Origin of the sequence: Pseudomonas sp. GV085, assembly GCF_003050925.1 — a bacterium.
Lineage (GTDB): Bacteria > Pseudomonadota > Gammaproteobacteria > Pseudomonadales > Pseudomonadaceae > Aquipseudomonas.
Map to the genome: position 1 here is coordinate 42,916 of NZ_QAOV01000006.1, position 23,482 is coordinate 66,397.

The window sequence follows — 23,482 nt, forward strand, 5'->3', positions numbered from 1 at the left end:
ATCAGTCCGCGCTCATGGCCCGGCGATACTGACGCGTGCGTTTGGCGATGTATAACTGATCAATAATCAACGCCAACAACGCCGAAACCTTGGGTCGGGTTTTGCGTCCACGGCTCAAGTGATGCAGCTGGAATTTGACCACCGCCATGCATTTCCAGAAAGTACGCCTCCCGCGCCAGGGTCCGGCCGTCACGCGCTTCGCCTTGCATGGCCGGTGCTTCCTAACTACCGCCGGAGAGTTCCAGCAGGTCGATCGGTTGTTCGTTGAGCCACGGGATCACCTGCCGTGCATCATCGGCATTGAAACTACCGCGCTGGAAGTCCGCTGAGTTGAGCTTTACCGACACACAAAATTGCGGCGACACCGCGTGGCGAACCGCCGCGACGACGGACAACAGCAGGCGCGCACGATTTTCCAGCGAATCGCCCCATTGATCGGTGCGCCGATTGGTGAGCGGCGAAAGGAATTGGCTGATCAGGTACCCGTGAGCGGCGTGGATCTGCACACCGGTAAAGCCGGCTTTCTCCGCCAGTGCGGCGCTGGTGGCGAAGCGTCGGATCACCTCCTGGATATCGTCCTCGTTCATGGGTTTGGGTTCGGCGAATATCTTCGAAAACTGGCCGAGATCCAGCGCAACCGCCGATGGCGCCAAGGCTTGCTGGCCGAGGTTGGCCATGGTCTGGCAGCCAGGAAGGTTGAGCTGCACTCAGAAATGCGCACCGCCGGCCCGGCCGACACTTGCCCACTGGCGGAAGCGTTCCAGGTGGCGCTCGTCTTCCCGCGCGATTCCGCCGGGGCCGGTCATGGCGAGGTTCTCTTCCATAGGGGCTTTGGCAATGCGATTGCCGATGGTCTGGCCGTTGGGCAATTTCAACGTTCGGAAGGGCGACATGCTTGACTCCTCGTAGTGATGAGCAGTGGCCAAGCTTAAAGTTAACTTTAATGCCAAGCGAATAAATGAGGCCCTGATGAAAATTGGTGAACTGGCACAGTTGAGCGGGTTGACTGCATCGCGCATCCGCTTTTACGAATCTCAGGGCTTGATCCGCCAGGTCGAGCGCTCTGCCAATGGTTATCGGCGTTATTCGCAACAGGCGCTGCAGACCCTGCAACTCATCCAGTGCGCACAACAGGCCGGTTTCAGCCTGGAAGAGCTCAAGCAATTGCTGCCGGATACTGTGACGGGCGCGTTCAAGCACAGTGAGTTGATGGCCGGCCTGCATCGCAAGATCGAGCAGATCGAAGAGATGCAACGGCACCTGGCCCATAGCAAGGCGCAGTTGCTGGGGTGGATCGACACTATTCAGGCCCGACCCGAAGGCATGAGCTGCGATGAAAATGCCGAACGGGTGATGACGTCATTCAAGCACTAGATCAGCCTTGGACATGGAAGCAGGCCTGCTCGCGGATTGGATGGATCGGTTCATAAGCTCAGCCGGCGCCGATTTTTTCAACACGTCGTCTTCAATGGTTTTGTACATCGCCGACCTTGCTGTTGTACTGGTTGTCGAGAATCACCTTACCCCAGGGTCGGTAGCGCAAGGAGAAAACCGACGTCGGGTGGCAGCCCGGCGTTGTTGATTGCGGGGCCATCGGTTCAGCGCGGAAAGGTTGTCCGGCAGCACTGACTTGCCGGAAGGCTTCCCTGACGATACCGATGGAGCAGGGCAGTGCATTGGCGTAGCCGTTGCGAACCACGGGTGGCAAGCGTCCAGTGCCGGCTCCGTCCTGCCACCACACCTGGATTGCGGCGTTGGCCACTTCGCCCAGCCACTGGCCATTCACCTGTGGCGCAAGTTTGCCGACGCTGAACACGCTGATGTGCAGCGGCGCGTCGAGCTTGCCAGCGAAATCCTTGAGTTGGCGTTGCAGGGTTTGCCGACGATCGAGCGGTAGAAAGTGCGAGTCATCCAGTTCCATGGGTAAATACCAGCCGCTGACCGGGAGTTTCCAGTCCTTGCGCAACGTCTGCTGCCGGGCCAGCGACAGCCCCAGTTGCGCCTGCCAGTAGGTCGCCAGCCCGGCACTGTCCAGCTCATCGATGCGCTGGTAATAGGCCGGGTCCATGCGCAGGCCCAGCACCAGTTTCAGGCCTTGGGCCTGGGCCAGTTTCAGGCTGGTCGCGAGCCAGCCGTTGGCGCCGCCGAAGTCCGAGTCACCGTAGGCCGTCCACTGCACGATCACCGTGTGCGTGCCTTGGCGGGCAGTTTCCTGCCAGATTCGCTGCCATTGCGCCTGGCTCAGACTGGCATCGGCATTGAGTGGCTGATAGAAAATCCGCTCGTCAGCATGGGTCGCCACGCCGCCCAGCAACAGGTACAACGCCAAAAGAAGTCGCCTCATCAGAAATTCAACTCCACGCCCAGCAGCACGCCGTTGCCGCCTTCATACAGATTGCCGCCCAGCGATTGTTGATACTCGGTGCGGACCGTCAGGTGCGCGCGATAGGCGTTGTAGATATTGTCGTTGAACCACCATTGCCAACGCAGGCCGAGACCGGTGCGCAGGTCCTGGCGCCAGTCGTTGCTCGGATCCTGACTGGCGAATTCGAGAAAACCATACGGCATAAGAGTTTGCGCGCTGTTGAACGGCAGCTTCCAGGTGTGCCCTTGCTGGAAGCGCGATAACCATTGATGGTCACCGGCCTTGGTCCACCACGCTGCGTCGAGATAGAGGAAACGTTCCTCCCAATCACTTTCGTCGACGCGCCAGTCATTGCGATATCGCCCCTGATCGAGGAACGACGCGGTGGCGCGCAGGAGATAGTCGGTGGTGGTGTGCCCATCGTCACGATGATCGTCCGCCTGATCGGACACCTTTTCCGGGGCCAGCATCTGGCCGAGGCTCAGGCCGTGGTTGTCCTGATCATCGAACTGGCTTTGCTTGTAGATCTCACCGTAGAAGTTGATGTTGGCAGTGCCCCAGGGCTTGTAGCGCAGGCCGACGCCGGTGCCGAGGGATTCGGCGTAGCTCGACCGGCCCACGCTGCCAAGCAACACCCGGCCATAGACCGACAGCGTGCTGCCGGCGCGGCTGGGTTCATCGCCCAGTGCGTGGTCCCACATGGCCAGTTGCACGTTCTGTGAACTGGAGCGTCGCTGTGTGCCGATGCTGTCGTCGGGACGCAGGATGTCGTTGGTCGATATCCCGGCCGGCGACCAGGTACTTGCGATGGTGACTGAGTCGCGACGAGAAAGGCTTTCGTGAGCGCGACGCTGGCGATAGCGCCGCGCTTCCATGCTGCCATCCTCGTCATCGGCGGCCACCGGGCTCTGCTCCAGGTCGATCACGCGCTCCAGTTCCTTGCGTGCCGAGGCGCTGTCCTCGACCTCGTCGTAACGCCAGGCCAGGGTTTCGCCGAGGCGATAGTCTTCCGGGAAATCCTGGGTGGCGCGTTGCAGATACGGGATGGAGCGGGCGCGTTCCGCCTTGGTCTCGGCACCGGCCAGGCGCACGCCGTAATCGGCACGATAACGGGGATTGTCCGGTTCGCGCCGCGCCGCTTCGGCCAGCCATTCGGTACTTTGTTGCAGGTCGCCGGCCTTTTGCGCAGTGACCGAAGCCGCATAGTAATGCTCGGCATCCGGTACCAGCTGCAGGGCGGAACGCTGGCGTTGCAGCGCGAGGGTGTGATCGCCCTGGGCATCGGCAATCGCCGCGCCCAACGTCCACTCATTGGCACCACGGGTGCGGCTTAGTTGCCAGTAGCGTTCAGCTGTTTGCGTGGCGCCGATATTCAGGGCGCCGCGGCTGGCGGTGAGGCGGGCATTGTCGCTGAGTTCGGCATCCGCAATGCTGCGCCAGATGGCCAGGGCACCGGCCGAGTCTCCGGCAGCCTCCAGGGCGTAGGCGAGTGGCAGGCGAGTGTTCTGGTCACCCATTTTTTCGGCGGTCTGGTAATACACCACTGCTTCACCGGGACGCTCGGGCATTGCACAACGGCCGAGGGCGCGGTAGTCGCCCCCGGCTTGCGGGTGATCGCCAATCGCCTGTTGAACCGCGCGGCACTGGCTGTTTTCCGCCAGTTGTGCCAGCAGTTGCCCGCGAGTGGCGGGGTCGACGCGGTTGAGCAACGAAACGATACGTTGCTGTTGTGTTGGGGTCGGTGTCGACGCGGCATACAACCCCGCCAATCGTTGCAGCAGGGGCGTCGGCAGCTCGCCGCCGTGGCGGTCGAAGGCGCTCTCGAGCAATTGCTGCGCATGTTCCCGCTGGCCGGCTTTCAGCGCCAGGTAGGTAGCCTGGTTGAGTGAGTTCAGGTTGCCGGTCTGCTGGTAATGCCGCTCCCAGAATGCCGCCGCCTGGGTATCGTGATCCGATGCCTGGAGCAGTTCAGCGCGGCGTTTGACCACGTCGGCGGTTTGCTGCTGGCTGGCGAGATAGGCCATGATTTTGTCGCTGCGGCCCTCATCCTGCCAGGCGTCCAGTAGACGTTCACGGCGTTGCGTGTCCCACGGTTCCGGCAAACGAGTGTTTTGCAGCAGTTCGGTGGCTTGCAGGCGCTGGGCGAGTATCAGCCAGGTCTGCGGATCTGCGTCGGGCGGGCAGCTTTGCAACTGACTGAGTGCGGCTTGCGGTGCGTGGCGGGACAGCCACTCGGCCGTCTCAAGGCAGGGACGCTGCAACTCGCCACTCAAGCGTTGCACCGTTGCGCTGTCGCCGGTTTGCCGCGCCAGTTCCCACAGGCGCTGACGCTGGGTCGGATCGGCCAGATCGGCGGGCGGCAGCGATTGCATCCAGCGTTGCGCCTGCTGAATGTGGCCCATGGCAATCGTCCGATCGACCATGGCCTGTCGAGTCTTGCGCGCGGCTTCCGGGCTTGGTGCTGTTTGCAGCAATTGCTGCAAAGGTTGCTCGTCGAGGCGTTGCACGTAGGCGTTGGCCAGGCGTTGCCAGCTTTGGGCATCGAGTTGTTGGTTCGCGGCCAGGGGTGCCAGTTCTTTGATGGTGCCATCCCAATCGCGCAACTGCTCGGACCAATTGGCCCGGGCCAGTTGCAGAACGCGCTCATCACCTTTGGGTGGCAGTTGCGCCAGCCAGTCATGGGCCGCGGATGCGCCGCCGCGCTTGGCCAGGCTGGCGCTGTAGGCCTGCCATAGGCGCACGCGCTGGTCCAGATTGCTGGTGGCTATCCACTGCTCCACCTTTTCACTTTCCGGCGGATCCTGTTCGATCCAGGCCAGGCGCAGGTTGAGCAGGGTGTCGCTGTTGGCCGGGGTATCCGGTAGCGCTTGCACGGCGTCTTCGTAGCGATGCTGCTTGACCAGCGATTGCACCAGTAGCGCCCGCGCTTCATCGTTTTCTGGCACTTTACTCAGCAGGTGGCGCATCAGCCGTTCGACTTCTTTCCAGTTGCCGTTTTTCGCTTCGCGGTAACTGCGGTCCATATAGGGATAACTGCGGAACTGATCGAAATCGGTCAATGGTTCGGCCTGCACCCACGCCGTCGTGTTCAGACAGAGCAACAGGCTGCCAGCCATCAAGGTTTGACGATGGACAGGCTTCATGCGACCTCCCTGGCAATGCGGTAGGCAGCGTGCTGCTCGCTCGCCTGATCGGCCAGGGCCTGTTCGAGGATTTCCTGGGTGATCATGCCGCGGTCTATCAAGTGTTCACCCAGAGACATTTTTTCCGCATCGAAATCGATCAGCGCCTGATTGAACAGGGTTGGCGGTACCATGCCGCGCACTTGCAGCAGATTGCCCAGCAGTACTTGGTGATGGCTGACGCGCTCAATCAAGTCTTCGTCGTCCTGATGTTGCTCAAGCACGCCAAGCATCTGATGTACTTCCTCGTTTTGACGAGGGCTGGCGTACCAGTAGCGGATCCCCAGGGTAACCCGGCCCTGTGGTGCGAGGCGACAATGCACCGGGCGTTTCAGTTGACGGCTGATGGCCCCCAGAGACACCTGGCTCACTGGACCCTCGGAGGCCAGCACCAGGGTTTCGTTTTCCTCGGCGACCGGCAGCACGCCGTAGTGTGTGGCGATTTTGCGTGGCACGGCGTCGATCAGGCGTTTGTCGAGTTTGAACGGATTGAGTGGCGCCCATTCCAGGTGCAGCTGTTCGGCCAGGGTCTGCACCAGTTGAGTGGTGTCGATGTGTCCGCGCAGCAGCAGTTCGTGACCCAGGCGCCGGCGTACCGGGTTGGTGATCGCGGCTTCGAGTTGATCCTCAGTGAGCAAGCCTTTTTCCACCAGCCGATGGCCCAGCGGGGTGCGCTGGGCCAGGGCCAGGGCCGGAAACTCATGAGTGGTCTTGTCCCAGGCGACGCGACGTGAATCGCCCATTTCCATCACCTGGCGTAGCGCCCGAAGGTTGGCGAAGAAATTGACGAAATTGCTCCACATCATCCGGGGGGCTGATAGCAGCCCTTCGCCCAGACCGTAATAACGGGTGACAAACCAAGCGCGCTGAAACAGGCGATTGAGCAGCATGAAACCGTTGAGCCACAGCAGGGTCACCAACAATGCGCTGTCTTCTAGGATCGATGGAAACCGCCAGGCATTCGGCGCGATTACTGTGACCAGCCACATCGTCAGCAACAGCAGAAGCAGAATGTTCACCAGGAAGCTCAACAGGTACGCAATCAGGCCACGGCGGTCGCGCCACAGAAAATAATTGAGCAGGCCCTTGGGGCTCCAGCCCAGATTCTTGGTGCCCTGGAACACAATGCCGACGATCCAGCGCGACTTCTGCCGGATCGCGTGCTGCAAGTCCCGGGGAAAGTGTTCGCGCACGCAGATCACCTGGGAGAAGGCGCGGTCCATGCCCAACACCCATGGCTGCTCCAGTGCCAGTTTCGGGTCGGTCACCGAATACCGGGCAAAGATGCACTTCATGCCTTTTTGCTTGAGGCGAAAACCGATGTCGTAGTCTTCGGTGAGGCTCTGCACGTCGAAGGCGATACCGTCACCGTCCTCGAGCAGGGCACTGATGGCCTTGCGACTGAAACAGGTGCCGACCCCGGCGCTGGGCACTTGCCCGGTCAGCGCTTCACGCACGATGACGTCCTTGCCATGGTTTTCGGCGAACTCGTCGACGTAGTGCCCGGCAGTAAAGCCATTCCATTCGGGGGCGTAGGGGTAGACCGGAATCTGGATCAAGTCCTTGGCCGGCAGCAGGTAGTTGAACAGGCGCAACTCCATGGGCGAAATCACGTCCTCGGCATCGTGCAGGATGAAGCCGGCGAACTGGATCTTTGCATCGTTTTCAAAACGCAGGATGGCGTCAATCACGTTGTTCAGGCAGTCGGCCTTGCTGGTTGGGCCGGGGCGTGCACACACCACTTTGTGCACGTTGGGATAATGCAGGCACACCGCATCGACGTCGGCCTGGGTCTCGGCGTCGTTGGGGTAGGTGCCGACGAAAATCTGATAGTTCTCGTAGTCGATGGTCGAGGCGGCCAGGCGCGCCATCTCGCCGACCACGCCGACTTCGTTCCACGCAGGCACCATGATCGCCAGGGGTTTTTCGCTGATGGTGTACAGCCGTTGCTCATCGGCGCGCTCGAATTTTTCATAGATCCGCCAGCGCCGGATCAATTTGCGGGTCCAGTACACCAGGTCGATGAACAGGTCATCGAGCCCGAGTATGAACATCAGCAGGGCCAGTGTAATCGCGAGGTATTTGAGTCCGAACAACGCATAGGCAAAGAGGTCGACAAACACCAGGCTCATACGGCTTTTCCAGCCGTACGGTGTTTGAGCCAGATGACGAGGCGATTGGCGATGCGCTCGCTGGCGTGTCCGTCGCCATAAGGACTATGGACCCGGCTCATGCGCTGGAAGGTGGCGTCATCATCGAACAACAGGCTCGACTCCTTGACGATACGGTCGGTGTCGGTACCCACCAGCACCACCGTTCCGCCTTCGAGCGCCAATGGCCGCTCCGTGACATCACGCAACACCAACAGCGGTTTGCCAATGGCCGGGGCTTCCTCCTGGATGCCACCGGAATCGGTGAGAATGAAATACGCGCGGCCCATCAGCCAGACGAAATGCCGGTAATCCTGCGGTGCCACCAGATAGATATTGGGTTTGTCCGCGAGAACGCCGTAGACCGCCTTTTGCACCTGCGGATTGAGGTGCACCGGGTAGACGAATTGCACATCGGGATAACGTTCGGCGAGGGTGGCCAGGGCCAGGCAGATGTTGCGAAAGCCGCTGCCGAAGTTCTCCCGGCGATGCCCGGTGATCAGCACCATGCGCCTGTTGTCGTCGAGCACGGCCAGCGGCGAGTCGGCGGCCGGTTGCCAGTGGATTTCCCGCTGGTGATTGCGCATCCATACCAGCGCATCAATCACTGTATTACCGGTGACCTCAATGTTGGTCTTGGACACACCTTCGCGCAGCAGGTTGCCTGCGTCATTGATGGTCGGCGCAAAATGCAGGTCGGCAATGACCCCGGTCAGTTGCCGGTTGGCTTCCTCCGGCCAGGGGGCGCGCAAGTTACCGGTACGCAACCCCGCCTCGACGTGGCCAATCGGCAACTGGCGATTGAAGGCGGCGAGAGCGGCCATGAAGCTGGTGGTGGTATCGCCGTGCACCAGCACGATATCTGGTTGCACTCGCTCGTAGGCTTTGTCGAGATGCCCCAGCAATTGTTCGGAGAGACCGTTGAGGGTCTGGCCCAGGGTCATCACCTGCAAGTCTTCATCGACTGTCAGTTCGAACGAGTCGAGGACCTGCTTGAGCATTTCCCGATGCTGGCCGGTGGAGCAGATGTTCAGCGTGATACCAGGCCAATTACGCAGGACCCGCGCCAGGGGGGCCATCTTGATGGCCTCCGGACGCGTACCGAAAACCATCATGACTTTAAATGTCATTAACTCTCCTGGGACCGCACACGCCGGATACGTCGCGGCTGCTAAAACCGGTAATTTCTTGGGCATAGAATAATGCAGTCGGATGGGGAGGTGTCCAATGAATGGCCCTGACTCGAAGGTCTTGCTTCGAATGGGTTCATGTGCGCCCGGTTGTGAACCGGATACCCGCTTCCTGTAGCCAACGGTAGCGTCTGCCTGCCCGTGCGTTTGGTAACGGTTTTTCCTCCCCTGACGCATCCATCTGATTCAAAACACTTTTCAATTCCCCCAGGATTCCGCCCATATCTTATGGCACACTTTCTGCTGTCTATTCCGTTGTTACACACCGTATTCCGGTATAGCGGAATAAACTAGCCTTGGAGTGCTTGCCATGCATCGCCGACCTTCCTTATTTAAAGCGTGTGTTTTTCTGTTCGCGGCTTCGGCCTCTGTCGTGGGTATCGCTCAAGCGGCAGACAGCAAGCTCGACAGCGTCCTGGCCCGCGGCAAACTGATTGTAGGCACCGGCAGCACCAACGCGCCGTGGCACTTCCAGGGCGCCGATGGCAAGTTGCAAGGCTTTGATATCGATATCGCGCGCATGGTGGCCAAGGGGTTGTTCAACGACCCGAGCAAAGTCGAGTTCGTGGTGCAGTCGTCCGACGCGCGTATCCCCAACCTGCTGACCGACAAGGTCGACATGAGCTGCCAGTTCATCACCGTGACCGCTAGCCGTGCCCAGCAAGTGGCGTTCACCCTGCCGTACTACCGGGAAGGTGTCGGCCTGCTGCTGCCGGCGAACAGCAAGTACAAGGAAATCGATGACATGAAGGCCGCCGGTGACAGTCTCACCGTGGCGGTGCTGCAAAACGTCTATGCCGAAGAGCTGGTGCACCAGGCGCTGCCCAAGGCCAAGGTCGATCAGTACGACAGCGTGGACCTGATGTACCAGGCCGTGAACTCCGGCCGCGCCGACGCGGCGGCCACCGATCAGTCTTCGGTGAAATACCTGATGGTGCAGAACACCGGCCGTTATCGCAGCCCGGCCTATGCCTGGAGCCCGCAGACTTATGCGTGCGCGGTCAAGCGCGGCGATCAGGACTGGCTGAATTTCGTCAACACCACCCTGCATGAGGCCATGACCGGCGTTGAGTTCCCGACTTACGCGGCATCGTTCAAACAGTGGTTCGGTGTGGATCTGCCAACGCCGGCGATTGGCTTCCCCGTCGAATTCAAATGATCCCGTGAGAGTGGGGCGCGCCAATGCGCCCCGCTCAAGGTACTGCTGACCATGAACTATCAGTTGAACTTTGCCGCCGTGTGGCGCGATTTCGACACCTTGCTGGCGGGGCTCGGTATGGGCCTTGAACTGGCGCTGGTGTCGATCGCCATCGGCTGCGTGATCGGCCTGATGATGGCGTTTGCCTTGCTGTCCAGGCATCGCGCATTGCGGGTGCTGGCGTCGGTGTATGTCACGGTGATTCGTAACACGCCGATCCTGGTGTTGATTCTGTTGATCTACTTTGCGTTGCCGAGCCTGGGGATACGCCTGGACAAGATTCCCTCGTTCATCATCACCCTGTCGCTGTACGCCGGGGCCTACCTGACCGAAGTGTTCCGCGGCGGTTTGCTGAGCATTCCCAAGGGCCTGCGCGAAGCTGGGCTGGCCATTGGCCTGGGCGAGTGGCAGGTCAAGGCCTACGTCACCGTGCCGGTGATGCTGCGCAATGTGTTGCCGGCCCTGTCGAACAACTTCATTTCGCTGTTCAAGGACACCTCGCTGGCGGCGGCGATTGCCGTACCGGAGCTGACCTATTACGCGCGCAAGATCAATGTCGAAAGCTACCGGGTGATTGAAACCTGGCTGGTGACCACGGCGCTTTATGTGGCGGCCTGTTACCTGATTGCCATGATGCTGCGTTACCTCGAACAGCGTCTGGCGATTCGCCGATAGGAGGCCCCATGTACGAATCCCCCAGTTGGTTGCATGAGTTGTGGGTGGCGCGGGAAGTGCTGTGGCAAGGCTTTCTGACCAGCGTCCAGGTGTCGGTGCTGGCGATTTTGCTCGGCACGCTGGTTGGCGTCGTCGCCGGGCTGGTGCTGACCTACGGTAAATTCTGGATGCGCGCACCGTTTCGTTTTTATGTCGATGTGATTCGCGGCACGCCCGTGTTCGTGCTGGTGCTGGCGTGCTTTTACATGGCGCCGGCGCTGGGCTGGCAGATCGGTGCGTTCCAGGCCGGTGCGCTGGGACTGACGCTGTTCTGCGGCTCCCATGTTGCCGAAATCGTGCGCGGTGCCTTGCAGGCCCTGCCGCTTGGGCAGATGGAGGCAAGCAAGGCCATCGGCCTGACGTTCTACCAGGCCCTCGGTTACGTGTTGTTGCCCCAGGCGCTGCGGCAGATTCTGCCGACCTGGGTCAATTCGTCGACCGAGATCGTCAAGGCCTCGACCCTGTTGTCGGTGATCGGCGTCGCCGAGTTGCTGCTCAGTACTCAGCAGATCATCGCCCGGACCTTCATGACCCTGGAGTTTTACCTGTTCGCCGGATTCCTGTTCTTCGTCATCAACTACGGCATCGAGTTACTCGGCCGGCATATTGAAAAGCGGGTGGCTTTGCCATGACTCAGACTCAAACCCATGCACAAAACGGCCAACCGCTGCTGGATATTCGCGGCCTGCACAAGCGTTACGACCAGCTCGAAGTGCTCAAGGGCGTCGATCTGACGATGCAGCGCGGCAATGTGGTGACGTTGATCGGTTCCAGCGGCTCGGGCAAGACCACGCTGCTGCGCTGCGTGAACATGCTCGAAGAGTTCCAGGGCGGGCAGATCCTGCTCGACGGCGAATCCATCGGTTATGACGAGGTCAACGGCAAACGCATTCGCCACCCGGAAAAAGTCATTGCCCGTCATCGTGCCATGACCGGCATGGCGTTCCAGCAGTTCAACCTGTTTCCGCACCTGACTGCATTGCAGAACGTCACCCTGGGTCTGCTCAAAGTCAAGAAACTGCACAAGGACGAGGCCGTGGTCCTGGCCGAGAAATGGCTGGAGCGCGTCGGCCTGCTGGAACGTCGCGATCACTTTCCCGGTCAGTTGTCTGGCGGTCAGCAGCAGCGCGTGGCGATTGCCCGCGCAATCGCCATGAACCCGAGCCTGATGCTGTTCGACGAAGTGACCTCGGCCCTGGACCCGGAACTGGTCGGCGAAGTGCTGAGCGTGATCAAGGGCCTGGCCGAAGACGGCATGACCATGCTGCTGGTGACCCACGAAATGCGCTTCGCCTTCGAGGTTTCAGACAAGATCGTATTCATGAATCAGGGGCGTATCGAAGAGCAGGGGCCGCCCAAGGACCTGTTCGAGCGCCCGCAATCGCCACGACTGGCGGAATTTCTCAAAAGCACTCGCTTTTAACGTCATTTTCAAAGCAGGAGAAACGCCCATGAGCATTACTCGTTACGGCACCGGAAGCACCGCCGCTGGCGGTCAGCCTCGCCCATTCGCCCGTGCCGTTGAAGCCGATGGCTGGCTGCACGTTTCCGGGCAGGTGCCGGCGCTGGACGGCGAGATCATTACTGGCGGCATTGTCGAACAGACCCACCAGACGATGAAAAACCTGATCGCGATTCTCGAAGAGGCCGGTTATGGCCTGGAAGACGTGGTGCGTGCTGGCGTGTGGCTGGAGGATCCGCGGGATTTCACGAGTTTCAACAAGGTGTTCTCCGAATACTTCAAACCGGAACATGCCCCGGCGCGGGCCTGCGTGCAGGCCAACATGATGGTCGACTGCAAGGTCGAGATCGACTGCATTGCGTACAAGAAAAAGGCTTGAGTCCGCGGTGACTGCATCGCGAGCAGGCTCGCTCCTACATTTGGAATGCGTTCCCTGTAGGAGCGAGCCTGCTCGCGATGGCGGCCTAACGGTCAACGCAGCACTCTGGTTAAACTCCCGGCGACTTTGAATGGGAACCACTGAAATGACCGAAGACACCATCAAGCGTCGGGCACGTGGTCTGGACCGGGCGTTCGATATCCTCGACTTCCTCAAGGAGATCGGCCAGCCCCTGCGCCCGAACGACATTGCCAACGGCATCGGCAGCCCAAAATCCACGGTCTACGAACTGGTGGCTTCGCTGCTGGAGCGGCGGATCCTGGAGCCGGTGGGCAAGGACGGTCATGTCTACCTCGGTCGTCAGTTGTACTTTCTCGGCCAGGCCCACTTGCGCCATTTCGACCTGACCCGTGAAGCCGATCACGCCTTGCAGGAAATCGTCAGCCAGACCCATGAAACGGCGCAGATGTGTCTGCTCAACGGGCGCAAATACACCGTTGCGTTGATGAAGGAGGGGGAACGGCATTTCCGCATTTCCTCGGACATTGGCGAAAACGCGCCCATCCCCTGGACCGCCTCCGGGCGGCTGTTGCTGGCGCACCTGAGCGACCAGGCAATCGTCGACCTGATCGACCACGACGACTTCATCCTGCCCGACGGCGAACGCTTGCCGCTGGAACAGTTTCTCAAGGAAATCCGTCAGGCCGGGATCGATGGATTTTTTTCTTTCGATAGCGTCGCCGACACCTTTACCCATTGCTTCGCCGCACCCGTCAAAGACCCTGGCGGCGTGGCCATCGCGACCCTGTGCATTGTCGCTCCACGAGCCGATGCCAAGAAAAACTACAATGACTACCGCCGGGTGCTGATCGACAGCGCCAACAGCCTGGCCCGTCGCATCAACGAATAACAGCGGCTGCCTGCGGCCGCGTGAACGAGGAGTTCGACCATGCCTTCTTCCCCCCATACTGCCAACGTGGACAAAGGCGCTGCCCCGATCGGTGCCAGCCTGGTGCGTGACGTCAGCCTGCCCGCGCTGGTACTGCACCGCGAGGCGCTGGAACACAACATTCGCTGGATGCAGGACTTCGTCAGCAACAGCGGCGCGGAACTGGCGCCCCACGGCAAAACCAGCATGACCCCGGCGCTGTTCCGTCGCCAACTGGACGCCGGTGCCTGGGGCATCACCCTGGCCAGCGCGACGCAAACCCGTGCCGCCTACGCCCATGGCGTGCGTCGTGTGCTGATGGCCAACCAGTTGGTCGGCACGCCGAACATGGCGCTGATCGCCGACCTGCTGGCCGACCCGACGTTCGATTTCTATTGCATGGTCGATCATCCGGACAACGTCGCCGACCTCGGCGCCTATTTCACCTCCCGTGGCGTGCGCCTGAACGTGATGATCGAGTACGGCGTAGTTGGCGGGCGTTGCGGTTGCCGTAGCGAGCAGCAAGTGCTCGATTTGGCCAAGGCCATCGCCGCGCAACCGGCCCTGGCTCTGACCGGGATCGAAGGCTACGAGGGCGTGATCCATGGTGATCACGCCGTGACCGGTATCCGCGATTTCGCCGCGTCACTGGTGCGCCTGGCGGTGCAGTTGCAGGACAGCGGCGCCTTCGCCATTGCCAAGCCGATCATCACCGCGTCGGGCTCGGCCTGGTATGACCTGATTGCCGAATCCTTCGAAGCGCAGAACGCCGGTGGACGTTTCCTCAGCGTGCTGCGTCCCGGCAGTTACGTGGCTCACGACCATGGCATCTACAAGGAAGCGCAGTGCTGCGTGCTCGACCGTCGCAGCGATCTGCACGAAGGCCTGCGTCCGGCGCTGGAAGTGTGGGCGCACGTGCAGTCGTTGCCGGAGCCGGGGTTTGCGGTGATAGCCCTGGGCAAGCGCGACGTGGCCTACGACGCCGGCTTGCCGGTGCCGTTGTTGCGGTACAAGGCCGGCGTGGTGCCGGCCAAAGGCGATGATGTGAGTGCGTGCAAGGTGACCGCGGTGATGGACCAGCATGCGTTCATGACCGTGGCGCCAGGGGTTGATCTGCGGGTGGGCGACATCATTTCGTTCGGCACATCGCACCCGTGCCTGACGTTCGACAAGTGGCGTGTCGGGTGTCTGGTCGATGAGCAACTGAACGTCATCGAGACCATGGAAACCTGTTTCTAAGGTTCAGGACCGAGGCGCGGCCTTCGCTGCAGGAGCGGGCTTGCCCGCGAAGAGGCCCTACCAGACAAAAGAGAAATCCGCGTATGAACACCATCAACACCCTGGGCCCCAACACTCCACGCATCGCCCTGATCGGCGAATGCATGATCGAGTTGCAGCATCGCGCCGACGGCAGCCTGCAACAGAGCTTCGGTGGCGACACCTTGAACACGGCGGTGTACCTGTCCCGGGAACTGGGAGAGAACGGCACCGTGGATTACGTCACCGCCTTGGGCGATGACAGTTTCAGCGACGCGATGTGCCAGAGTTGGGCAGCGGAAAATATCGGGCTCGGAATGGTTCAGCGCCTGCCGGGGCGTCTGCCGGGTTTGTATTGCATCCAGACCGACGCGGTCGGCGAGCGGCGCTTTCTGTACTGGCGCAATGAAGCGGCGGTACGCGATTGCTTCACCACCCCGACCGCCGCGCCGATCCTTGCGGCGCTGCCGGATTACGACGTGCTGTACTTCAGCGGCATCACCCTGGCGGTACTCGGCATGCAAGGCCGGGAAAAGTTGCTGGACACTCTGATCGAAGCCCGCCAGCGCGATGCGCGAATCGTGTTCGACAACAACTACCGGCCACGGCTGTGGGCGTCGGTCGAGGAGGCTCGGGCGGCGTATCGTCGTGTGCTGCCGTATGTCGACCTGGCGTTGCTGACGGTGGATGACGAACAGGCGTTGTTTGGTTATGCCGATTGTGACGCAGTGTTTGCCGCGTATGAGCAGATCGGTACGCCGGAAGTGGTGCTCAAGCGTGGCGCCCAAGCCTGCCTGATTCGTTGTGATGGCGAGTCATTCGAGGTGCCGGCGCAGAAGGTCGAGCGGGTGGTGGACACCACGGCGGCGGGGGATTCATTCAGTGCGGCGTATCTGGCTTCGCGGCTCACGGGCGGCAGCCCGGTGGACGCCGCCGAGGCAGGGCATCGGTTGGCGAGCCGGGTGATTCAGGTGCCGGGGGCGTTGATTCCGAAATAAGCGGTGAATGGCCGTTGGCTGCGCCATCGGTTCGCGGGCAAGCCCGCTCCTACAAGACCTGCGCGATACCTGTAGGAGCTGGCTTGCCAGCGATAGGGCCCTCAGACCACCCCAATCAATCCCGGTAAAACACCTGCACCAGGTGATAGCCGAACTTGCTCTTGATCGGCCCATGCACCACCCGCAGCGGTTTCTTGAAGATTACCGCATCGATCACGCCGACCATCTGCCCCGGCCGCACTTCACCGAGGTCACCGCCGCGCTTGCCCGAGGGGCAGGTCGAGTACTTCTTGGCCAGGACATCGAACGCTTCACCCTTGGCAATGCGTTGTTTGAGCTGCTCGGCTTCTTCCGAGGTTTTCACCAGAATATGGCGGGCTTGAGCTTTCATGGGCGGTACCTTGCAACGGTGGTGGCTATGTGGGCGGTTATGTGGGTGACAGCGGGGGCGCGCGATTATGCCTCAAGTCAGTGCGGTTGACCGATCATCGTGCGAATCTTGTTGGCCAGCAGGTCGATGGAAAACGGTTTGGCCACCATGTCCATGCCTTCTTCGAGGAAACCCTGGCGCTCGGCGGCGATTTCCGCATAACCGGTCATGAACAGTACTTTCAGTTCGGGGCGGTGCTGGCGGGCGATTTCTGCCAGTTGCCGGCCGTTCATGCCCGGCAACCCGACGTCGGTCACCAGCAGGTCCACCCGCAGGTCTGATTCCAGCACCGGCAGGGCACCCTTGGCATCTTCGGCTTCATGGGCGCGGTAGCCGAGCTCTTTGAGCAGGTCCAGTACCAGCATGCGCACCGCCGCATCGTCCTCGACCAGCATCACGGTTTCGCCGGCAATTGCCGCCGGTGCCTCACCGATGGGGGGCGACAGGGCTTTTTCCGGCTCGACCGAATGCAGGCGCGGCAGGTACAAACGCACGCTGGTGCCCCGTTCGGGCAGGCTGAACAGACTGACGTGGCCCCCCGATTGTTGGGCGAAACCGTAAATCATCGACAAGCCCAAGCCGGTGCCCTGGCCAATGGGCTTGGTGGTGAAGAACGGGTCGAATGCCTTGGCCAGCACCAAGGGCGTCATGCCGGCGCCGTTGTCGCTGACGGTAATCATCACGTAGTCGCCGGCCTTGACCGGTTCCAGGGTCGTGATGTCGCTGCCGTCGAGGTACACATTGGCGGTTTCGATCTGCAGCACGCCGCCATCGGGCATGGCGTCCCGGGCGTTGATCACCAGGTTGAGCAAGGCGTTTTCCAACTGACTGACATCCGTGCTGATCCGCCAGATGTCTTCGGCCAGTTGCAGTTTGAGTTCGATGTGGTCGCCCTTGGTTCGACTGAACAAGTCTTCGAGCGAGTGAATCAGCTCGTTGGGGTTCAGCGGCTTGCGGTTGAGCGACTGCCGCCGGGAGAACGCCAGCAAGCGATGGGTGAGGGCGGCGGCACGGTTGGCCGAGGACACTGCCGCTTCGGTGAATCGGCCGATCTCGCTGATACGACCGTCCGCGATGTAGCGCTGCATCAGGTCGAGGCTGCCGATGATGCCGGTGAGCATGTTGTTGAAGTCATGGGCGATGCCGCCGGTAAGCTGGCCGACCGCATCCATTTTCTGGGCATGGCGCAAGGTGTCTTCGGCACGCTCACGTTCGACCATCTCGTTCTGCAGGCGCTCGTTGGCCTCGGCCAGTTGGCGGGTGCGGGCGGCAACCCGTTCCTCAAGGGTTTCGTTCAGGTTGCGCAGGGCTTCTTCGGTCTTTTTGCTTTCGGTTTCATCGATCACGAAGATGTAGAAACCGTTTACCGCGCCGTCTGCGCCGTGGCGCGGCAGGTAATTCATCAAGGCCTGGCGGATGCTGCCGTCGCGGTGTGGCGTGCTGATGCTGAAACTGCAGGGCCGGCCGGACAGTGCCTCAGTGATGTACGGGGCGCATAGCGCATAGGCTTCTTCGCCGAGCACTTCAAGAATGGTAAGCCCGTAAAGCTCTTGCGGCGTCAGGCCGTACCAGTCGAGGTACGCCGCATTGTTCAGGCGAAAGCGTTCTTCGCGGTCGACGTAGCTGATCAGGACCGGCATGGCGTTGATGATCAGTTGCAGCTCGGTCTGGCTCTGGCGCAGGGCCTGTTCGGTGTGTTTGCGTTCGGTCAGGTCCAGGGCGGCGCCGAGGAAGCGCATCGGCCGGCCGTGGTGATCCTTGTAGCAGCGACCGCGGGCAAACACCCAGCGCATCTGGCCGTCGGTTTGCAGCAGGCGATACTCCTCGGCGTACTCAGTGCCGTGGGTGATGCAATGCTTGATGCTGCGGGCGATCAGGGCGCGGTCTTGCGGGTGTACGCCTTGCAGGTACTCGCTGATCGGCAACTGGCTGGCCATGGCCGGATCGATGCCGTGCAGTTGGGCAAAATTCGCATCGGCGATGAAACGGTCCTCGCTGATGTCCCAGTCCCAGGTGCCGACCGCATCGGTGGCGGCGAGGGCCAGTTGCAGGCGCTCCTCGGTTTCACGCTGGGCCTTGAGGCTGGCCGCCGAGCGCTGTTCGAGTTCGAGGGCGATGCGCCGGCGTTCGTTGGTTTCGATGGCGGTGACCAGGATCCCGGCCACCTTGGCACTTTCGTCACGGATCGGGCTGTAGGTCAGGTCGAGCCAGAAGTCAGTCTCCCGGCCCTCACGTTGCAGGGTGAAGCGCTGCTCGCTGTAGGTTCGCACCTGACCTTGCAGGACGGCGCTGTATATCGGGTCGGTAAAGTCTTTCAACTCTGGCCAGATCAGGTGTGTCGGTTGGCCGAAAGCGTGTGGATGTTTGCTTCCGCTGAGCAGGGCGAAGCCGTCGTTGTAGATCTGCGTCAGTTGCGGGCCCCATAGCAGCAACATCGGCATCGGTGAGTGAATCACGATATCCACGGCGGTTCGCAGGCTTTGTGGCCAGGTGCTGGCCGCGCCCAGCGGGCTGCTTGCCCAGTCGATTCGGGCGATCAAGGCCTGGGCATCGCTGGCGGTTGGTGTTGCGTTCATCCGGGAGTCCTGCGCCAATTCGCTATAGCAGGCGTCTATTCTTGCACAGGTGGCAGACACAGGTTGATTCGAAGGCGACACAGGGCCCTGTAGGAGCGAGCTCGCTCGCGATGGTCGTAAACGATAACGCTGGTTGGCAGGTGCTCCGCGGCGCTCTCAGGTTTATCGTCGGATCGCCGCCCGGAGCAAGCTCGCTCCTACAGGTGACCCTATTTCAATCCTGGAGTTCGGGCCTGTTTCGGTACTGTTCCAGCGCTTCGGGATTGGCCAGGGCATCGGTGTTTTTCACTTTCTGCCCGTGCACCACATTGCGTACCGCCAACTCAACGACTTTGCCGCTGATGGTCCGGGGAATGTCGGTGACTGCGACAATCTTCGCCGGCACATGGCGTGGCGTGGCGTTGTCGCGAATCGTCTGGCGGATCTGCTGTTGCAGCGCCTCGTCCAGTTCGACCCCGTCGCGCAACTGTACGAATAGCACCACCCGCACGTCATCCTGCCACTGCTGACCGATGGCCACGCTGTCGAGCACCTGGGGGACTTTCTCCACCTGACGATAGATTTCCGCCGTGCCGATGCGCACGCCCCCAGGGTTGAGCACGGCATCGGAGCGACCGTGGATCATCATTGCGCCATGGGGCAGTTGTTCGGCGTAATCACCTTGGGCCCAGACGCCGGGGAACAGGCTGAAATAGGATTTGCGCAGTTTCTCGCCATCGGGATCGTTCCACAGGCCAACGGGTATCGCCGGGAAGTGCCGGGTGCAGACCAGTTCGCCTTTTTCGCCGATCACCGGTTGGCCGGCGTCGTTCCACACTTCGACGGCCATGCCCAGGCTCTTGCCCATGATTTCGCCGCGCCTGACCGGCGACACAGGGTTGCCATTGACGAAGCACGAAACGATGTCGGTGCCACCGGACATCGAGGCCAGACACACGTCAGCCTTGAAGTCGCGATAGACGAAGTCGTAACTGTGCGGCGACAGCGCCGAGCCGGTGCATAGCAGCATCTTGAGGCTGCCCAGGTCATGGCTTTCCCGGGGCTTGATACCGCTGCTTTCCAGGGTCGCAAGGTATTTGGGGCTGGTGCCAAAGACACTGATGCCCTCGTCGTCGATCAGGTCGATCAAGCGTTGCGGGTCGGGGTGGAACGGCGAGCCGTCGTACAGCACCACCGCACTGCCGACCGCCAATGCCGACACCAGCCAGTTCCACATCATCCAGCCGCAAGTAGTGTAGTAGAACAGGCGCTCGCCGGGGCCGAGATCGCAGTGCAGGCCGTGTTCCTTGACGTGTTGCAGGAGTACGCCGCCGGTGCTGTGAATGATGCATTTGGGCACGCCGGTGGTGCCGCTGGAGTAGAGGATGTACAGCGGATGGGCGAAGGGCACGGGGACGAAATCCGGCTCGCCGCCAGGTTCATAGAAATCGTTCCACAGCGTTACGTTGGCCTGGGTGTGGAATTCTTCTATGTGCGCCTGCGGACGTGCGTAAGGCACGACGATCAACTGTTGCAGCGAAGGCAGGCGCTGGAGGATCTCGTTGACTTTGGCGGTCTGGTCGATCTCCTTGCCGGCATAGCGGTAGCCGGCGCAGGTCACCAGCACTTTCGGTTCGATCTGGCCGAAACGGTCAACCACCCCTTGGGTGCCGAAGTCGGGCGAAGAGCAGGACCAGATTGCGCCAAGGCTGGTGGTGGCGAGCATGGCCACCAGGGTTTGCCAGGTGTTGGGCATGCACGCGGCGACCCGGTCGCCAACCCTGACACCGGTCGCTATCAGCCCGTTTTGAAAGCCGGCGACATGTTCCGCGAGATCGGCCCAGGTCAAATGTTCACGCAGACCGTTTTCACCAACGGCTATCACGGCGATCGCATCATCGCGACGCTGCAGCAGGTGTTCGGCAAAGTTCAGCGTTGCGCCGGGGAACCACTGGGCGCCGGGCATCTGCGGACCTTCGAGCAGCACCGCGTCGGGTTGCTCGTGGAAGCGGATGTCGAAGAAGTCGACGATGGCCTGCCAGAAGTCCGGGCGTTGCTCGACGGACCATTGGTGCAGGGCAGGGTAGTCGTCAATCTTGAGGTGATGCCGCTGATTGATGAAACGCCGGAAGGCCTCCATGCGGGTCTTGCCAATGCGTTTGGCGTCAGGTTGCCAGAGGATGTCGGACATGGTTTGCCTCTTCTTGTTGGCGAGTGCTGTGCACTCGATCGCGAGCAGGCTCGCTCCTACAGGGGATCGCATTTCCATGTGGGAGCGAGCCTGCTCGCGAAGAACGATAACGCGGTTTAGCGGCTGATCACTGCGCCAACCAACCACCATCAACATTCCACGCCGCGCCACGCACCTGGCTGCCGGCTTCGCTACACAGAAATAGCACCAGTTCACCCAGTTGCGGCGGTGTCACGAACTCCAGCGATGGCTGTTTCTCAGCGAGTAAATCATGCTGTGCCTGCTGCGGATCAACCCCACTGGCGGCACGATCATCAATCTGCTTTTGCACCAGCGGCGTCAATACCCAGCCTGGGCAGATCGCGTTGCAGGTGACCTGGGTGGTCGCGGTTTCCAGCGCGACCACTTTGGTCAAGCCGATCACCCCGTGCTTGGCCGCGACATAGGCTGACTTGCCCACCGAGCCGACCAGGCCATGCACCGAAGCAATGTTGATCACCCGGCCCCAGCCCTTGGCTCGCATGCCTGGCAGGCTCAAACGGGTGCTATGGAACACCGACGACAGGTTGATGGCGATGATCGAATCCCAGCGCTCTACCGGAAACTCATCCACCGCTGCCACGTGTTGAATGCCAGCGTTGTTGACCAGAATGTCGACGCCGCCGAACTCGCGCTCGGCGTAGGCGATCATGTCGGCAATTTGTGCCGGATCGCTGACATCGGCCGGGTGATGGCCGACCTTGCCGCCGAACTGTTCGACTTCGGCAATCACCCTGGATGCATCGCCAAAGCCGTTGAGGATCAGATTGGCCCCGGCCTTGGCCAGGCTGAGGGCTATCCCCAGGCCGATGCCGCTGGTGGAACCGGTGACCAGTGCGGTCTTGCCCGAAAGAGTCGTCATGAATACCTCACACAATGCCAGTGGCGTAGAAGGTGCCGATCACTACGAAAACCGCCAGGGTCTTGATCAGCGTAATACAGAAAATGTCTTTGTAAGCTTCGCGGTGGGTCAGCCCGGTGACCGCCAGCAGGGTAATGACGGCGCCGTTGTGCGGCAGGGTGTCCATGCCACCGCTGGCCATGGCGGCGACCCGGTGCAGCACTTCCAGCGGAATGTTCGCCGCATGGGCGGCGCTGATGAACTGCTCGGACATCGCCGCCAGCGCGATGCTCATGCCACCCGAGGCGGAACCGGTGATGCCGGCCAGCAGGGTCACGGTAATCGCTTCGTTGACCAGTGGGTTGGGGATGCTCTTGAGCCAGTCGGCCAGCACCAGAAAGCCCGGCAAGGATGCGATCACCGCGCCGAAACCGTATTCCGAGGCGGTGTTCATCGCCGCCAGCAAGGCACCGCTCACCGCGCTTTTACTGCCTTCGGCCAGCTTGCGGCTGATCGCCTTGTAGCCAAACACCAGCACCATGAGGATGCCGACCAGCAAGGCTGCCTGTACCGCCCAGATCGCCGTGAGCTTGGCGATGTCCGTGGTCACCGGCGCGGCCATGCCCGGCAGCGCGAGGCTGTGGGTCTTGCCATACACCTGCGGAATCCAGTGGGTGAACAGCAGGTTCATGATGCCCACCGCCAGCAGTGGCGAGAGTGCAAGCCACGGGTTGGGCAGCTTGAGGTCGGCGGCGGTTTCCGGCTCGTTGCGCAGGTCAGAACCATAGCCTTCACCGGCACGCTGGGCCTTGTTGCGCTGACGCTGGAGAAACAGCATGCCGGCACAGAACACGAAGATCGTGCCGATCAACCCCAGCCACGGCGCCGCCCACGCGGTGGTGTTGAAGAATGTGCTGGGGATGATGTTCTGGATTTGTGGCGTACCGGGCAGGGCGTCCATGGTGAATGAGAACGCACCGAGGGCAATGGTCGCCGGAATCAGGCGCTTGGGGATGTTGCTTTGACGGAACATCTCGGCGGCAAACGGATAGACCGCGAACACCACCACAAACAGCGACACTCCGCCGTAGGTCAGCAAGGCGCAGACCAGCACGATCACCAGCATCGCCTGGCGGGTGCCCAGCAGGTGAATCGCCGCCGCGACGATGGAGCGCGAGAAACCGGACAGTTCGATCAGCTTGCCGAACACCGCGCCGAGCAGGAAGACCGGGAAATACAGTTTGATGAAACCGACCATTTTTTCCATGAACACCCCGGTGAAAGCAGGGGCGACAGCGGAAGGATCGGTGAGCAGAACGGCGCCGAGCGCGGCAATCGGGGCAAAGAGGATAACGCTGTAGCCACGGTAGGCAGCCAGCATCAGCAGCGCGAGGGCTGCCAAGGCAATGATCACACTCATGGTGTGTCTCTCCTGGGTTGTTATTTTTGTTGGGTGAAGCCTGGTAGGAGAGGCGTATAGCGAGTTTTGTGCCATCTTGTTAAGTTGTTGAAATATAAGGATATATTCGACTTTTGTGGGCTGGATTCGAATGCTTTGTCTCTAATCGGAGACTTTTGGCGATAGTGCTGGCCTCATCGCGAG

At 61.1% G+C, this 23,482-nt stretch carries 18 protein-coding genes and 1 pseudogene; 9 read left to right on the forward strand and 10 right to left on the reverse strand.

From position 1 onward, the window contains the following. Window position 1: 1 nt before the first annotated feature. A pseudogene (locus tag C8K63_RS14210) lies at window positions 2-893 on the reverse strand (hypothetical protein). A gap of 76 nt (window positions 894-969) precedes the next feature. Between C8K63_RS14210 and C8K63_RS14215 the strand changes: the two are divergent. Further along, on the forward strand, window positions 970-1,374 hold the full coding sequence (locus tag C8K63_RS14215; RefSeq protein ID WP_108217286.1) for a MerR family transcriptional regulator: 405 nt from the start codon (window positions 970-972) through the stop codon (window positions 1,372-1,374). Window positions 1,375-1,465: 91 nt separating this feature from the next. Here the strand turns inward: C8K63_RS14215 and C8K63_RS14220 are convergent, their stop codons facing one another. The 4 genes from C8K63_RS14220 to wecB are packed head-to-tail and all read right to left on the reverse strand — an operon-like array spanning window position 1,466 to window position 8,827. Next, a complete protein-coding gene (locus C8K63_RS14220; RefSeq protein ID WP_108217287.1) occupies window positions 1,466-2,344 on the reverse strand; it encodes a DUF4434 family protein in 879 nt (292 codons plus the stop codon). Further along, entirely contained in the window at window positions 2,344-5,508 is a 3,165-nt protein-coding gene (locus C8K63_RS14225) for a phage receptor (RefSeq protein ID WP_108217288.1), read from the reverse strand. The genes C8K63_RS14220 and C8K63_RS14225 overlap by 1 nt, the downstream gene beginning before the upstream one ends. After that, window positions 5,505-7,679 (reverse strand): cyclic di-3',5'-guanylate-activated glycosyltransferase NrfB, encoded by a 2,175-nt coding sequence (nrfB, locus tag C8K63_RS14230; protein WP_108217289.1) that lies wholly within the window; start codon window positions 7,677-7,679, stop codon window positions 5,505-5,507. Before nrfB ends, C8K63_RS14225 begins: the two co-directional genes overlap by 4 nt. Further along, window positions 7,676-8,827: a non-hydrolyzing UDP-N-acetylglucosamine 2-epimerase gene (gene wecB / locus C8K63_RS14235; RefSeq protein WP_108217290.1), complete on the reverse strand. Its 1,152-nt coding sequence runs from the start codon at window positions 8,825-8,827 to the stop codon at window positions 7,676-7,678. The genes nrfB and wecB overlap by 4 nt, the downstream gene beginning before the upstream one ends. Before the next feature lie 370 nt (window positions 8,828-9,197). On the opposite strand from wecB, the gene C8K63_RS14240 reads away from it, so the two are divergent. The 8 genes from C8K63_RS14240 to C8K63_RS14275 all read left to right on the forward strand — a co-directional run bounded on the left by C8K63_RS14240 (window position 9,198) and on the right by C8K63_RS14275 (window position 15,823). Beyond that, window positions 9,198-10,046 (forward strand): transporter substrate-binding domain-containing protein, encoded by an 849-nt coding sequence (locus C8K63_RS14240; RefSeq protein ID WP_108217291.1) that lies wholly within the window; start codon window positions 9,198-9,200, stop codon window positions 10,044-10,046. Between the two features lie 51 nt (window positions 10,047-10,097). Beyond that, window positions 10,098-10,760, forward strand: coding sequence for an amino acid ABC transporter permease (locus tag C8K63_RS14245; protein ID WP_108217292.1), 663 nt, complete (start codon window positions 10,098-10,100; stop codon window positions 10,758-10,760). 8 nt (window positions 10,761-10,768) lie between these two features. Beyond that, window positions 10,769-11,431, forward strand: coding sequence for an amino acid ABC transporter permease (locus C8K63_RS14250; RefSeq protein ID WP_108217293.1), 663 nt, complete (start codon window positions 10,769-10,771; stop codon window positions 11,429-11,431). Then, window positions 11,428-12,222 (forward strand): amino acid ABC transporter ATP-binding protein, encoded by a 795-nt coding sequence (locus C8K63_RS14255; protein ID WP_108217294.1) that lies wholly within the window; start codon window positions 11,428-11,430, stop codon window positions 12,220-12,222. The genes C8K63_RS14250 and C8K63_RS14255 overlap by 4 nt, the downstream gene beginning before the upstream one ends. 28 nt (window positions 12,223-12,250) lie before the next feature. Further along, window positions 12,251-12,640: a RidA family protein gene (locus tag C8K63_RS14260; protein ID WP_108217295.1), complete on the forward strand. Its 390-nt coding sequence runs from the start codon at window positions 12,251-12,253 to the stop codon at window positions 12,638-12,640. 145 nt (window positions 12,641-12,785) lie between these two features. Next, on the forward strand, window positions 12,786-13,550 hold the full coding sequence (locus C8K63_RS14265; RefSeq protein ID WP_108217296.1) for an IclR family transcriptional regulator: 765 nt from the start codon (window positions 12,786-12,788) through the stop codon (window positions 13,548-13,550). Between the two features lie 39 nt (window positions 13,551-13,589). After that, a complete protein-coding gene (locus C8K63_RS14270) occupies window positions 13,590-14,807 on the forward strand; it encodes an amino acid deaminase (RefSeq protein WP_108217297.1) in 1,218 nt (405 codons plus the stop codon). Window positions 14,808-14,890: 83 nt separating this feature from the next. Next, the gene (locus C8K63_RS14275; RefSeq protein ID WP_108217298.1) at window positions 14,891-15,823 is read left to right on the forward strand and encodes a sugar kinase; all 933 of its coding nucleotides are present in this window, start codon (window positions 14,891-14,893) and stop codon (window positions 15,821-15,823) included. 115 nt (window positions 15,824-15,938) lie between these two features. On the opposite strand, the gene C8K63_RS14280 is transcribed toward C8K63_RS14275, so the two are convergent. The 5 genes from C8K63_RS14280 to C8K63_RS14300 all read right to left on the reverse strand — a co-directional run bounded on the left by C8K63_RS14280 (window position 15,939) and on the right by C8K63_RS14300 (window position 23,299). Beyond that, entirely contained in the window at window positions 15,939-16,214 is a 276-nt protein-coding gene (locus C8K63_RS14280; RefSeq protein ID WP_007898282.1) for a peptidylprolyl isomerase, read from the reverse strand. Between the two features lie 77 nt (window positions 16,215-16,291). Continuing rightward, window positions 16,292-18,829, reverse strand: a complete 2,538-nt coding sequence (locus tag C8K63_RS14285; protein WP_108217299.1) for a PAS domain-containing protein — start codon at window positions 18,827-18,829, stop codon at window positions 16,292-16,294. 214 nt (window positions 18,830-19,043) lie between these two features. Then, a complete protein-coding gene (locus C8K63_RS14290) occupies window positions 19,044-20,999 on the reverse strand; it encodes an acetoacetate--CoA ligase (protein WP_108217300.1) in 1,956 nt (651 codons plus the stop codon). Between the two features lie 127 nt (window positions 21,000-21,126). After that, the gene (locus C8K63_RS14295; protein ID WP_108217301.1) at window positions 21,127-21,900 is read right to left on the reverse strand and encodes a 3-hydroxybutyrate dehydrogenase; all 774 of its coding nucleotides are present in this window, start codon (window positions 21,898-21,900) and stop codon (window positions 21,127-21,129) included. A 7-nt stretch (window positions 21,901-21,907) separates the two neighbouring features. Continuing rightward, window positions 21,908-23,299 (reverse strand): GntP family permease, encoded by a 1,392-nt coding sequence (locus tag C8K63_RS14300; RefSeq protein ID WP_108217302.1) that lies wholly within the window; start codon window positions 23,297-23,299, stop codon window positions 21,908-21,910. Window positions 23,300-23,482: the final 183 nt, after the last annotated feature.

What these genes read in the sequence shown, in the direction of transcription:
- C8K63_RS14275 (WP_108217298.1), top strand. Translation starts at nt 14,891, where the DNA reads ATGAACACCATCAACACCCTGGGCCCCAACACTCCACGCATCGCCCTG.
- C8K63_RS14250 (WP_108217293.1), top strand. Translation starts at nt 10,769, where the DNA reads ATGTACGAATCCCCCAGTTGGTTGCATGAGTTGTGGGTGGCGCGGGAA.
- C8K63_RS14300 (WP_108217302.1), bottom strand. Translation starts at nt 23,299, where the DNA reads ATGAGTGTGATCATTGCCTTGGCAGCCCTCGCGCTGCTGATGCTGGCT.
- C8K63_RS14215 (WP_108217286.1), top strand. Translation starts at nt 970, where the DNA reads ATGAAAATTGGTGAACTGGCACAGTTGAGCGGGTTGACTGCATCGCGC.
- C8K63_RS14220 (WP_108217287.1), bottom strand. Translation starts at nt 2,344, where the DNA reads ATGAGGCGACTTCTTTTGGCGTTGTACCTGTTGCTGGGCGGCGTGGCG.
- C8K63_RS14260 (WP_108217295.1), top strand. Translation starts at nt 12,251, where the DNA reads ATGAGCATTACTCGTTACGGCACCGGAAGCACCGCCGCTGGCGGTCAG.
- C8K63_RS14295 (WP_108217301.1), bottom strand. Translation starts at nt 21,900, where the DNA reads ATGACGACTCTTTCGGGCAAGACCGCACTGGTCACCGGTTCCACCAGC.
- C8K63_RS14240 (WP_108217291.1), top strand. Translation starts at nt 9,198, where the DNA reads ATGCATCGCCGACCTTCCTTATTTAAAGCGTGTGTTTTTCTGTTCGCG.
- C8K63_RS14270 (WP_108217297.1), top strand. Translation starts at nt 13,590, where the DNA reads ATGCCTTCTTCCCCCCATACTGCCAACGTGGACAAAGGCGCTGCCCCG.
- C8K63_RS14225 (WP_108217288.1), bottom strand. Translation starts at nt 5,508, where the DNA reads ATGAAGCCTGTCCATCGTCAAACCTTGATGGCTGGCAGCCTGTTGCTC.
- C8K63_RS14265 (WP_108217296.1), top strand. Translation starts at nt 12,786, where the DNA reads ATGACCGAAGACACCATCAAGCGTCGGGCACGTGGTCTGGACCGGGCG.
- C8K63_RS14290 (WP_108217300.1), bottom strand. Translation starts at nt 20,999, where the DNA reads ATGTCCGACATCCTCTGGCAACCTGACGCCAAACGCATTGGCAAGACC.
- C8K63_RS14285 (WP_108217299.1), bottom strand. Translation starts at nt 18,829, where the DNA reads ATGAACGCAACACCAACCGCCAGCGATGCCCAGGCCTTGATCGCCCGA.
- C8K63_RS14245 (WP_108217292.1), top strand. Translation starts at nt 10,098, where the DNA reads ATGAACTATCAGTTGAACTTTGCCGCCGTGTGGCGCGATTTCGACACC.
- nrfB (WP_108217289.1), bottom strand. Translation starts at nt 7,679, where the DNA reads ATGAGCCTGGTGTTTGTCGACCTCTTTGCCTATGCGTTGTTCGGACTC.
- wecB (WP_108217290.1), bottom strand. Translation starts at nt 8,827, where the DNA reads ATGACATTTAAAGTCATGATGGTTTTCGGTACGCGTCCGGAGGCCATC.
- C8K63_RS14280 (WP_007898282.1), bottom strand. Translation starts at nt 16,214, where the DNA reads ATGAAAGCTCAAGCCCGCCATATTCTGGTGAAAACCTCGGAAGAAGCC.
- C8K63_RS14255 (WP_108217294.1), top strand. Translation starts at nt 11,428, where the DNA reads ATGACTCAGACTCAAACCCATGCACAAAACGGCCAACCGCTGCTGGAT.